The organism is Fluviicola chungangensis (genome assembly GCF_007558725.1).
Lineage (GTDB): Bacteria > Bacteroidota > Bacteroidia > Flavobacteriales_D > Crocinitomicaceae > Fluviicola > Fluviicola chungangensis.
Genome location: NZ_VLPL01000003.1, coordinates 615,811 through 628,951 on the forward strand (window position 1 = coordinate 615,811; position 13,141 = coordinate 628,951).

Below are 13,141 nucleotides of genomic sequence, written 5' to 3' on the forward strand. Positions count from 1 at the left end.
TGATAAATTGCCCCGTTTTAGTACCTTTGCAACTTAATTAACAGAAACAACATGGAAATTCCAAAAACGTACGAACCCCGTTCAGCAGAAGAACGATGGTATAGCCACTGGATGGCTAAGGGTTACTTTCATTCAGAACCAGATGATCGTGAGCCGTTTACTGTCGTCATTCCTCCGCCGAATGTAACGGGTGTCTTGCATATGGGACACATGTTGAATAATACCATCCAGGACGTGTTGGTTCGCAAAGCACGAATGGAGGGTAAAAACGCATGCTGGGTTCCGGGAACGGACCATGCATCCATTGCTACAGAAGCGAAAGTCGTTCACAAATTGCGTGAAGAAGGAATCAAAAAATCAGATCTTTCCCGTGAGGAGTTTTTGAAACATGCTTTTGCCTGGAAAGAAAAGTACGGGGGTGTCATCTTACAGCAATTAAAAAAGTTGGGAGCTTCCTGTGATTGGGAGAGAACTGCTTTTACAATGGATCCGGAGTATTCGGATTCCGTAATTGATGTATTCATTGATTTGTTCAATAAAGGAAAGATTTACCGCGGTGTTCGCATGATCAACTGGGATCCGGAAGCGCGCACGGCACTTTCTGATGAAGAAGTAATTCATAAAGAAGTAAACTCGAAATTGTTTCATGTTCGCTACAAAGTGGCCGGAACGGATGATCAGTGGTTAACTATTGCAACGACACGTCCGGAAACAATTTTAGGAGATTCCGCGATTTGTATTCACCCGGATGATGAGCGTTATAAGCATTTGCATGGGAAACATGCGATCGTTCCGATTGCCAACCGAACAATTCCGATTATCTGTGACGAATACGTAGAAATGGAATTCGGGACCGGATGTTTGAAAGTAACACCTGCACACGATGTGAATGACTACGAATTGGGTAAAAAATACGATTTGGAGACTATTGATATTTTCAACGACAATGGAGTTGTAAACGAGCATGGTTTACATTATGCCGGAATGGACCGTTTCGATGTGCGTAAGGAAATTGCAAAGGAGCTGGATGATAAAGGATATTTGGTAAAAGTCGAAGATCACATCAATAAAATCGGTTATTCCGAAAGAACAAATTGTGTGATTGAGCCGCGTTTGTCTTTGCAGTGGTTTGTCTCCATGAAAGAATTGGCACAACCGGCCTTGGAAAATGTAATGAATGGAAATATTTCATTTCACCCGGATAAATTCAAGAATACCTACCGTCACTGGATGGAGAATGTGAAGGATTGGTGTATTTCCCGTCAATTGTGGTGGGGACATCGCATCCCGGCATGGTATTTTGGTGAAAACCCGGAAGATTTTGTCATTGCAAAAACCGGTGAGGAAGCACTTAAACTGGCTTCTGAAAAAGCGGGAAAAACCATTTCGGCAGGTGATTTGAAACAAGACGAAGACGTATTGGATACTTGGTTCTCTTCGTGGTTGTGGCCTATTTCTGTTTTTAACGGATTGACGCAACCCGGAAATAAGGAAATTAAATATTACTACCCGACCAATGACTTGGTAACTGCTCCGGAGATTATGTTCTTCTGGGTAGCACGTATGATTATTGCCGGATACGAATACATGGGGGAACTGCCGTTTAGAAATGTATATTATACCGGGATCGTTCGCGATAAGTTGGGACGTAAAATGTCCAAGTCATTGGGGAATTCTCCTGATCCGATTGAATTGATCGAGAAATATGGAGCGGACGGTGTTCGCCTTGGGATTTTGATCTCTTCTCCGGCAGGAAACGATTTGCCTTTTGATTCCAGTCAGTGTGAACAAGGAAGAAACTTTACGAATAAAATCTGGAACGCGGCCCGCTTGATAAAAGGTTGGGAAGTAAAACCAATCGAACAACCGAAGGCTTCGATCAAAGCAATCGAATGGTTTCATGCACGTTTCAACCAGGAATTGGAAAACATCAATGAGTTGATGGCGAAGTTTAAGATCTCAGAAGCGTTGATGGCGATTTACAAATTGGTGTGGGATGATTTCTGTGCCTGGTATTTGGAAATGATCAAGCCGGGATACGAGCAGCCGATTGATCAGGAAACCTTGAATCAGACGATCGTTTTCTTTGAAAAATTACTGTGTTTGCTGCAGCCGTTCACTCCATTTGTTGCAGAAGAATTATGGCATTTGTTGAGAGAACGCAAAGAAGGTGAGGACATTATTATTGCAAAATGGCCAACGGTTGAGAAGTATGATGCAGCTGTTTTAAAGCAGTTTGGAGTGGCAGAAGAAGTGGTGACAAATATTCGCAATATCCGCAAGAAGAATAACATTGCCAACAAAGTACGCATTGAATTATTCGTGAAGAAGAACATGGAATTGGATGCTTCATTTGATGCGGTTATTTTGAAAATGGGGAATCTTTCCCTGATGGAATATACAAATGACAAGATTCCGAATGCGAATTCGTTCCTGGTTCAATCCAATGAGTATTTCATTCCTTTCGGAGACGCCATTGATGTGTCTGCAGAGAAGGAAAAAATGGAAGAAGAATTGAATTATACCAAAGGCTTCTTGAAAAGTGTTCAGGGAAAACTAAGTAACGAGAAATTCGTGAGCGGAGCTCCGGAGCAAGTCTTGGCAAATGAGCGCAAGAAAGAAGCAGATGCTTTACAAAAGATTGCCATTTTGGAAGAAAAACTGGCAAGTTTGAATTAAGAACTCAAAAAAAGCAATAAAAGGGGGTATTTGTCAAAAACAAGTACCTCCTTTTTTTGTGAAATTTTCATCGGTAATACATCGATTTAGTTAGATTACGGTGTGCAAAAAGAAAGAACAAATTAGTTGAGAAAATTGAAAAAATCAATTTAATTACTTCATATCAAGATAATTGCGTAATTTTGTATTGGATTAAACTGCAACTTGTTATGAAAATACTACTATTTCTTGCGTTAGTCGTTTGTTCTCTCCAGGCGAAGGCACAAACGAGTAAAGAACAAATTCCTTTGGCGTATCCTGTTCAGCAGCTTTTGGGTATTGAATATGAAATTAAGGATGTACCGCAACCTGACAGTGATCGCTTATTACTTATTCCCTATGTAGAATTAACTGCTCAACGTGCACGCGAAGTGGATGTAGAGATTTTTGATCCTGCAAGTAATTACACCATTGTACTTTATTCGGATGTGAAGTGTCAACAAAATAAGCACTAAGTCATGAGAATCCTATTTATCCTTTTGATGCTGGTTCCGTGTGCGCTGCCGGCTCAGACTTATACCCATCCGACTACAGGAATTGCGAATACATATGCCGGAGCCTGCATGGTCAATACATGTTCCGGAACATACTACGATAATGGTGGTTCAGGAGGGAATTATGCAGCGAATATCAATGCGATTTATCGTACGTTTTGTCCAAGTACGGCCGGAATGTGTATCCGGGCAACGTTTACTTCATTCAGTATGAACGATACCTATTTCCTTTGTTCCGGTCCGAACAGTTGTTGTGACTATTTACAGATTTTGAATGGACCGGCGCAAAATTCGCCTGCTTTGTATAATAATTGCACCACTTCTCCCGGAACAATTACTTCCACATCGCCAAGTGGATGCCTGACTTTTCGTCATACGACGGATGGAAGCGTGCAGCTGGGAGGCTGGGCGGCAACACTTTCTTGTGTAGCTTGTGCAGGTGGCCCCACGGGAACTTCCAACCAGGATTGTGTGAATGCCATTCAGATTTGTGCCGATTCACCATTTTCTTCAACGGTATCCGGTCCGGGATTGGCATCTGAATCGTGTGTAGGATGTACCGGAGCAGGAGGTGAAGTGTATTCCAGCTGGTATAAATTCCAGGTTTCAAATAGCGGAACGCTTGGTTTGACCATTGATCCTACCAATAATGCAGATGACTACGATTTTGCACTTTACGGTCCCGGAGCTACATGTGGTACTTTAGGAAGCCCTATTCGTTGCTCGTATGCGGCAAACTCCAATAATACCGGACTTGGAAATGGCGCTGTAGATGTATCTGAAGACGTGACTGGAGATGCTTGGGTTAGTACTCTGCCTGTTACATCGGGAGAAATTTATTACCTCATGGTAAATCAGTGGTCACCAACAGCAGCAGGATTTACCCTGGACTGGAACTTAACCGGTGGTGCTTCATTGAACTGTACTCCATTGTCTGTGGAGTTAAAAGACTTTTCCTGCAAACAGGATGAGCGTGCATTAGCTGTTGCCTGGACAACTCTTTCGGAGAGAAACACCGATTACTTTATCCTGGAGAAAAGCGAGGACGGCACTAACTTTTTTCCCTTGATCCAATCGAAAGCACAAGGGGAAAGCTCTTTACCGACAGATTACTTTTTCTATGACAACCAACCGATTGTCGGGACGAACTATTATCGCTTGACTGAAGTCGATATAAATGGTGAAAGAACAACTTTTGATGTAACGACCTGCAACTTCAGCCTGGATGCTTTGCGAATTAAAACGATGCGTATTTACAATCAAAGCGGAAGTTTGATCAAGGAAGCGAACGGGGAAGACCTGAACGTTAAAACAGCATTTGCTGATATGAATCTGCCGGATGGTGTGTATATTTTGGAGACTGTTGACTTTGATGGCGGAATAGAACGTATTAAACTGATTCAGTTAATGAGGTAACGAATTTGAAACTAACGATAAAAGAGTCTGCTTCGGTGGACTCTTTGTTTTTATGGAAATTCACTAATCAATCACTACCTGTTTTTGATTGAAAATGATTTAATGAAATTAATTTCATTGATATTGAATGGTTTGCGTTTATATTTGTGAACTAATATTCAACATTTTATGAAACTACTTAAGTTACTACTATTGCTTTGCTTGATGCATAGCGTTTATTCAAGTGCCCAGACTATTGAATGGGGGGCGGTTGATAAAGAATCTGCAGCTCCGGATCTGATATGGGATGAAGGAGGAAGTTTTTATACAAATTCTTACGTAAAAACAGCTTTATATACCAATTTGGCAGAATTTACTTTAGCACGTTATGAAAATATGACAAAAGTTGCAGAAGGAAAAATTCAGCGAAAATTGGAAACAGGGAAAGGCGGTGTTTTTGGAAATTTCTGTTTGAATGGCAAATTGGTCGTTGTTTTAATGCAAACTGAGAAGACATCGGAGAGCTTTTATTATCAATTATATGATAAAACATGTAAGGCAATTGGTGAACCCGTTTTAATAGCCGAGTTTCAACTGGAAGATAGTAAAAGAGATAGGGGATACTTTACTTACGAACTTTCACAAAACAAAAAATTCCTGTTAGTGGAATATTTAAAAAAGGGAAGGAAGGGAGAACAGGATAATCTGATGTTCAAAGTCTTTAATTCTGAGTTTTCCTTAATACAGGAAGGAGAATACCAAACTGCAGAAAATTTAAATAATTCAGTTTTAACAAACGAGGGAGAATATGTTATTGGAGTTGCTACCAATAAAAAGAATGAGAAGGGAAAGGAAATCAATCAATTGGAATCTTATCAGATTAAATTCTTTAAAGGAGGGCAAGAAAACGAATTCACTGTTGATTTAAGTGATAAAGCTCATGCCAACTTTAAAATTTATAATACCAATAGCAATCAATTGGTTTTGTTAGGGAATTTTTATGATGAGAGGAGTAAAAAGAACGGATATTGTTTTTCAATACTTGATCTTGCAAAAAATAAAGAAACAAAGTGGGTTTATTGTAATCCGAATTTAGATGCTAAGAATGAGTATATCCGGGAAGTTAGTCTGGACAATGAAGGTAGTTTGATCGTTTTGGTAGAACAGTTTTTTGAAAAATGGATACAAAGTTCAAATGGAAATAACAGTACCAGTTACTCATATGAAACAGCTTATGTATTTAAAATGAAAGAGGATGGAAATGCAGAATGGGTAGTTAAACTTCCGAAAAGACAGTATTCTATCAATGATGGTGGTATAGCTGGATCGTTAATGGGGTATAGTTTAAATAATACATACTATTTGTTTTTTAATGATGATTTGAGAAATTACGCATCAACGGGTGAGTTTTTAAATCCGAAAGAAGTAGAGGTGTGTGGAAACAGGAAAGGAAAAACAGGTTTTGTAAAGGTTGAAATTGACTTGAAGTCAGGTGAATTTAAACGTGAACTTATGCTGAAACCGGATGTGCAACCACTTTTTGTAATTCCGTTTTATTGTGAAGTCAATTATGATCGGAATGAGATGCTCGTTTTTTTCAGGGACAGGAAAGAGGAGCAATATGGAGTAATGAAATTTTAAAGAAACAAAACAGGTTGAATTATTTAATTCAACCTGTTTTAACTACGGACCAATTTAAAAATTCATTGGATATTCGGAATAATCGGAAGAAGCAGGAGTTACCTATCATCCTGCGCTACAAAACGAGATAAGTAAATTCCATTAACTGCTTCTCCGAATGCGATTGTAAACCTGATAGATTTCGCTGTTTTTTTGCTGCAAATAGTCAAAATACCGGTCGAAATGCACCTTGAGGATGTGTTCGATTTCTTTGATCAAGTATTCCAAACGTGGATTCAATGAAGAGCTCTCGTTTTCAGAAAGGATATCCAATTGAGCCACTTTGAGTGCAAACCGGGAAAATGCTCCGCGAAATTCTTTGACATTCGACCAACAAGCGTGGTTACTCACACAAACAGCTTCAATAGCTTTATATGTTTCCAATTGATTGATCGTTGTACTGTTCATGAGTGACAAAGTTTAGCGTTGTTTTCTTTCTCAATTAACGCAGTAAAAAGATGAAAGTTGTAATCAAAATCCTTAAAAAATCTTAACTGTAGCTTTCATAGATTGAATAGTCGTTTTGAGGAGGTGAGCATTAAAGCACTTCAAATAATTCGGATAATAATACGCCCGTTTCATCCACAACAGTTACCCGGTGTTTGCCTTTTTCCGGTTGAACGGAAATCTGGTGAATGTCTGAGGTAGTTCCGACAAATTCCTCATCAATGTGCCAGTAAAGCGTACTGTTTTGCCTGGTATGTGCTACTTCAAATATGACTTTTCCCCTTAAACCATTCAATTCGCGCGGAATGTAAATTTTGGTTTGCCGTTTCGGGTAGATGAAGCTCATGATGTTTTCAGGCTTGTTTGAAGTGCATTTGGGATCGAATGGAGGAACCGGATGATAGCCCGGATTTTGCTGTACATAATATTTCTCCATGCTTGGAGGCAAAATAAACCAGGATTTGTGTTTCATGTTACTGCTTTCTTCGCAATCGGCATTCACACGAAATGTTCCTTCCCGATTCACGTGGACTAATTGATGGTATGAACAGTTCTTACTGATCAAACAGGTAGAAGGAACATATTCATAATGCGTATGTTCGCAATGGCGATTCGATATTTGTCCGCTTTCATTGCAGATCTCGGTTCGTGTCATCTTGTTCAAAGGTCTGGAGAACCATTTCCGGGGAGATTCCAGGTTTCTGAATATGGAAAACAATAATGGAGCAGCCGCCTTTACACCTGTTAAACCCGGTCTTCCTTCTCCATCGGCATTTCCTACCCAAACCGAAACAACGTATTTGGGCGTAACACCAACTGCCCAGGCGTCCCGGAATCCGAAACTCGTACCTGTTTTCCACGAGATTTTCTGGGAAGACTCAAAAGCCCGCCAATTATTTTCTTCATCCGGCCGGTTTACATCTATCAGAGCATCGAAGGTGGTATAGATACAAGCTTTGTCAAGATGCAATTTGGGTGCATCCTCACTTTTACCGACATAATGGATTTTTGAAGGATCCGGATTTTGAAGCTGTTGAGCCATGGAATTGTAGCAGGCATTGATTTCCCAAACGGAAGCTTCAGCTCCTCCGAGGATCAGTGACAACCCATAATGACCGGAATTCTTGTTCATGTTCCGGAAACCGAAATGTTTCAGATCATTGTGGAATTTTGCCTGGCCGTATTCACGAAGCAGGAAGACCATCGGAATATTCAAACTTTTCGATAACGCTTTATTGGCGGGAAGAGCTCCGGAAAACTGGCGGTTGAAATTATTAGGTGCGAACGTTCCGAAACGGGAGGGGAAATCACATAATAATTGTTTGGGAGTAATTAATCCCGATTCCATGGATTTGGCGTATAACAAAGGTTTTAAAATACTTCCTGTACTCCGAGGAGCCTGGATGCAGTCTACATCATAAGCATGATCACCGTCCGCACGGTTTAAATTTCCTTTGTAAGCAATTACTTCGCCTGTTTCAACGGAAGTGATCAAAACCGCAGCATTGAAAACTCCGTATTCGTTCATGCGAAGGGCATATTGTTCGGTTTCATTATTCACCATGGTTTGAACCTCTTCGCGAATCGTTGACCGGATCAATTGTCCTTTTTGGCAATGCATGATGCAGCGTTGCAATAGGTGGGGAGCTTCTTGAGGAAGTGGAAGTGGTTTGTCGGGAAGCGGTTCTTCTAAGGCTAAGTGATAGTTCAATTTGTCGATCTCGCCTTGTTCGTAGAGCATTTTCAACAATCTGTTTCGCTTTCTAAGTAAACTTTGATGGTTTTTTCCCGGGTAAATGAGTCCCGGAGCATTGGGAAGCACGGCTAAAGTCGCACTTTCTGCCCAACTCAAATTTTCCGGTGCCCGACCGAAATAGCGCCAGGATGCGGCATCAATTCCAACTACGTTGTTCCCGAAGGGAGCATTGGCTGTATAAAGGTTTAGAATTTCTTCTTTGGAATAGCTGAATTCCAGTCGTGTGGCAAGAATGATCTCGTAAACCTTTTCAGAATAAGTCCGGGAAGGATTTTTACGCATCAATCGAACCACCTGCTGAGTGATGGTACTGCCCCCGCTGACAATTTTCCCGCGAGTCATATTTTGATAAAATGCACGACAAATACCTTTAATGCTTGCTCCGGCGTGGTAGTAAAAATTCTTGTCTTCGAATGTGACCAGGCAAACGGCCATTTTATGCGGAGTTCGATTGCTTGGCGGAAAGCGCCATTGACCGTCTTTTGCTATATGTGCACCAAGTAGTTTTCCGTTTTTGCCAACCAAAACGGTAGAGTATGGGTCGTTGAACAATTCAGAAGGAAGTGCCTGGATATACCAAATGAGGAATGAATAAAATAAAACGCGTTTGATTGCCCGCTTTTTCCAGCGGTATTGCTCTCTTAACCAAAAAAGCCGTTCTTTCATCCGTTTTTTTACTGAAAGTAAGTGGTCGGAAAAGATGGATTTCGGTATGTTTATTATTCGTGATACAATCGCTGAAAAGTGCATGTGTATTTTGATTATTTAAAAAGCAGCTATTTGCAGAGTTTTAGTAATTTCATCAACACAAGATTCTTTAAAGTTTGATGCGCAAAAACCAGTTTTTAGTTGTATTCTTTTTCGTGTTTTCGATGAGTTTCGGATTCGGCCAGTTGGCCAGTTTCAGGAATTTCTCCGTAGAAAACGGATTGGGTCAATCACAAGTATATTGTTCGCTTCAGGATCATAAAGGATATTTGTGGTTCGGAACACGAGGCGGCGGTCTATCGCGTTTCGACGGTCAGAATTTCGAATCGTTCACCGATAAGCAGGGATTGATCAATAATTACATTTACTCTTTGCACCAGGGACGAGATAAAGTACTGTGGGTTGGGACAAATGATGGATTATCCAAATACAATGGAAAAGAATTCAGAACGATCAAAGTGCCTCGTTTTGAAAATCATTTTGCTGTTTTTAATGTAGCTGAAGATCCTTTCGGTCATATTTGGTTAGCAACCAATCATGGAATTTTCACCGTTTATGGCGATTCAATCCGCTCACTGAATAATACATTGGGAATCGGGGAAAGAACTGTGAATGCCATCTTTTTTGATAAATCGGGTGAATTGTGGTTTGGGACAGGGAACGGACTCTTTTCTGCGAAGCGGAAAGATGGAATCGGAAGCTGGAATGTGACCGATCATGGAAAGCGGAGCCGTGTCATGAAAAATGCGATTACCTGCATTACAGAAGACCAGCAAGGGGCAATCTGGATCGGGACTTATGGTGATGGTGTGTATGTTTACAACCGGAAGGACTATTTCAGAATTGACCTGAAACGTGAACTCTATAAACAAACGGTATTCGATATTTTAATCGATGAGAATCAAACTGTTTGGCTGGCAACACTCAATCTGGGGTTGGTCCAGGTGGATCGAAAAACCAAAGAGTTTACAATGTACAGCGAGCGAAACGGATTGGGAAATAATCACGTTCGATCGGTTATAAAAGATACCTGGGGTGATTTGTGGATCGGAACTTCCGGCGGCGGGGTTTCGCAGTTTGCCGGGAAATTGTTTACACATTACTCAACGAGTTCCGGTTTGGGAGGAAACTTCATCTATTCGATCTTTAGGGATCATTCCGGAAAATTGTGGTTTGGAACGGCTCAAAACGGAGTAAGTGTTTTGGATGGAGGAAACTTTTCCCAGCATAATCTTCAAAATGGTTTCGAAGCTGTAAAAGTGAAAGCAATTTCGGAAGATCACGATGGGTTGATGTATTTCGGGACGGAAGGACAAGGAATAGGAATGCTTTCTGCCGGTGGATTCAGCTGGATAGATCCTACGCACAAATATTACGTGCGCCAAATGGTTTGTGACAGTAAAAACCGCTTGTGGGCTGCGACTTCCGGCTCGGGATTGGTTTGTATCACAGACCAGGGTAAAACGGTGAAAGTGCTGACTGTTCGGGAAGGAGTGATCCACATGCGCCTGACATCCGTTTACGTGGACAGCCGCGGATTGGTTTGGTACGGATCGGAATCTGCGGGATTGGCCTGTTATGATCCGGAAACGGGGACAAGCAGGGTTTTAACGAAGATGAACGGATTGAGTTCGGATGCGATTCGTTCCATCGTTGAAGATTCACAGGGCCGTATTTGGGTCGGAACCGCAGGATCGGGAATCAATTGTGTTTCGGTTGGCTCTAAATTGAAAGTGATCAAGAAGATCAGCATTCAGGAAGGATTGCATTCGTCAAATGTGTATTTGATGGTATTCGATCTGCGGGGAAACTTGATTTTAGGTTCGGAATCCGGATTGGATGTGATCGATCTCAATGAAAGCCTGGAAGTCAAAAGCATCCGTCATTATGGGAAAAGTGATGGGTTTTTGGGGGTGGAAACCTGCCAAAACAGTGTTTGGAAAGATAAAGACGGGAAAATTTGGTTTGGAACAATCAACGGAGCGAGCTGCTACAACCGATCGAATTTGCAATTGAACAAAACAGCTCCCATTTTGAGTATTTTAGATGTACAATTGTTTTATGAGTCATTGAGTACAAAAGGCTTTGTAAATAACATGCTTCCCTGGAATAGTTACCGGCCCTTTGATTTGGACTATGATCAAAACCACCTGAGCTTTATTTTCAAGGGAATTAATCTGAAGAACCCGGAAGGGGTGGAATATTCCTGGAAAATGAGCGGCTTCGAAAATAAATGGTCACCATGGACCAAAGACCAGCGGATTACCTATTCGAATATGTCGCCGGGAAAATATGTGTTTTTATTGCGCTCCCGGAATGAAGACGGTTTTATCAATCCAACTCCCGAACGCATCGAATTTACGATAGCTGCTCCGTTTTGGAAAACCACCTGGTTTATTTTGATCGAGATTCTTGCCGGGGTTTTGCTCCTTTTGGGAATAGTTCAGTTCCTGACCAAGCGTGTCCGTACAAAAGCAAAAGCAGCGCAAAAAGAGGCGGAATTTGCCCGCAACTTATTAGAATTGGAACAAAAAGCCCTGCGTTTGCAGATGAATCCGCATTTTATTTTCAATGCATTGAACTCTATTCAAGGCTTGATCGGTACCGAAAATGAAACAAAAGCACGGTATTACCTGGCGAAATTTTCCCGCTTAATGCGCCAGATTTTGGACAATTCCCGAAATGCAACCATTTCCCTGGAAGAAGAAATTTCGACATTGGAAAACTACCTGTTAATTGAGCAGTTCTGTAACGGCCACCGCTTCGAATATGAGATTATTGCCGATTTGGAAACGGAATCAAGTTTCATTCAAATTCCGCCGATGTTGATTCAGCCTTTCGTGGAAAATGCGATCAAGCATGGATTCAAGTACGATGCGGATGATTCCCGTAGAGGGAAAATTACTTGCTGGTTTAAAGAAGAAGACGATGGAATTACCTGTGTGATCCGGGATAATGGAATCGGGAGGGAAGCGGCTGCTAAAAACCAACAGGCCAGCAACGACCCACATGTTTCGCGCGGTTTTAATGTCACGAAAGAAAGATTGGATTTGTTGAGTGCCAATTCGAACGGACATCAGGTAAGAATTGTAGATTTGTACGACGACAACGGAACTGTTATCGGAACGGAGGTTCAACTTTTTATACCCTTGTAAATGATCAGAGCAGTAATTATTGATGATATCGAACAGGCACGTATTACTTTCAGAAAAGACCTGGAGGTTTATGCTCCGGATATTGAAGTGGTCGGTGAAGCTTCCGGAGTAGTAGAAGGAGCCAAACTATTGAAGCATACGAAGATTGATATTTTGTTCCTGGATATTCAGATGCAGGACGGGTCGGGCTTCGACTTATTGGACATTTTACCGGAAATTCCGTTCAAGATCATTTTCATCACAGCCAGTGATGCGCATGCCATTAAGGCTTTCCGTTATGCAGCCATTGATTATTTATTAAAGCCGGTTGATCCGGATGAATTGACGGAAGCGTTGAAAAAGTTCCGCAGCCACAATCACAATGAGCAGGACAATTACCGCTTATTGAACGAATCGTTGAAACAAAGCCATAAAGTACAGGAACGATTGGCCTTGCATGCCCAGGATAAAATCCACATTGTGCAAATTGCAGATATCATTCGCTGTGAAAGCAATGTAAATTATACGGAATTCTTTTTCAGGGATTCGAAACGGATTGTGGTATCGAGAACGCTAAAGGATTTCGAAGATATTTTGGGTGAATTGGGCTTTTTCCGGGTGCATCAATCCCATTTGGTGAACACGAAAATGATCCGGGAGTTTGTAAAAGTAGAAGGCGGGCATCTGATCATGTCGGATGGAAAAATGATCCCGGTTTCTACACGGAAGCGGGCTGATGTGGTGAAGATGCTGGAACAGCTTTAACGCCATTATTCCTACTTTTTTCCGAGGCAAAAAAAGTAGGCAAA

The 13,141-nt window shown here is 41.3% G+C and carries 8 protein-coding genes; 6 read left to right on the top strand and 2 right to left on the bottom strand.

Annotated features, from left to right (window positions below):
- Positions 1-51 precede the first annotated feature (51 nt).
- The 4 genes from FO442_RS08905 (at position 52) to FO442_RS08920 (ending at position 6,248) form a co-directional block, all read left to right on the top strand.
- Positions 52-2,679 (top strand): valine--tRNA ligase, encoded by a 2,628-nt coding sequence (locus tag FO442_RS08905; protein ID WP_144332809.1) that lies wholly within the window; start codon positions 52-54, stop codon positions 2,677-2,679.
- A gap of 209 nt (positions 2,680-2,888) precedes the next feature.
- The gene (locus tag FO442_RS08910; RefSeq protein WP_144332810.1) at positions 2,889-3,173 is read left to right on the top strand and encodes a hypothetical protein; all 285 of its coding nucleotides are present in this window, start codon (positions 2,889-2,891) and stop codon (positions 3,171-3,173) included.
- Between the two features lie 3 nt (positions 3,174-3,176).
- A complete protein-coding gene (locus FO442_RS08915; RefSeq protein ID WP_144332811.1) occupies positions 3,177-4,628 on the top strand; it encodes a hypothetical protein in 1,452 nt (483 codons plus the stop codon).
- A 168-nt stretch (positions 4,629-4,796) separates the two neighbouring features.
- Positions 4,797-6,248 carry a hypothetical protein gene (locus FO442_RS08920; protein ID WP_144332812.1) on the top strand — a complete coding sequence of 484 codons (1,452 nt, stop codon included), beginning with the start codon at positions 4,797-4,799 and terminating at the stop codon, positions 6,246-6,248.
- Between the two features lie 141 nt (positions 6,249-6,389).
- Here FO442_RS08920 and FO442_RS08925 read toward each other — a convergent pair whose 3' ends face one another.
- Together FO442_RS08925 and pbpC are read right to left on the bottom strand one after the other, a co-directional pair.
- The gene (locus FO442_RS08925; protein ID WP_144332813.1) at positions 6,390-6,695 is read right to left on the bottom strand and encodes a hypothetical protein; all 306 of its coding nucleotides are present in this window, start codon (positions 6,693-6,695) and stop codon (positions 6,390-6,392) included.
- A gap of 130 nt (positions 6,696-6,825) precedes the next feature.
- Positions 6,826-9,156: a penicillin-binding protein 1C gene (pbpC, locus tag FO442_RS08930; RefSeq protein ID WP_186280006.1), complete on the bottom strand. Its 2,331-nt coding sequence runs from the start codon at positions 9,154-9,156 to the stop codon at positions 6,826-6,828.
- A gap of 206 nt (positions 9,157-9,362) precedes the next feature.
- Between pbpC and FO442_RS08935 the strand changes: the two genes are divergently transcribed.
- Positions 9,363-12,353 carry a sensor histidine kinase gene (locus tag FO442_RS08935; RefSeq protein WP_186280008.1) on the top strand — a complete coding sequence of 997 codons (2,991 nt, stop codon included), beginning with the start codon at positions 9,363-9,365 and terminating at the stop codon, positions 12,351-12,353.
- Positions 12,354-13,097 (top strand): LytR/AlgR family response regulator transcription factor, encoded by a 744-nt coding sequence (locus tag FO442_RS08940; protein ID WP_144332816.1) that lies wholly within the window; start codon positions 12,354-12,356, stop codon positions 13,095-13,097.
- Positions 13,098-13,141: the final 44 nt, after the last annotated feature.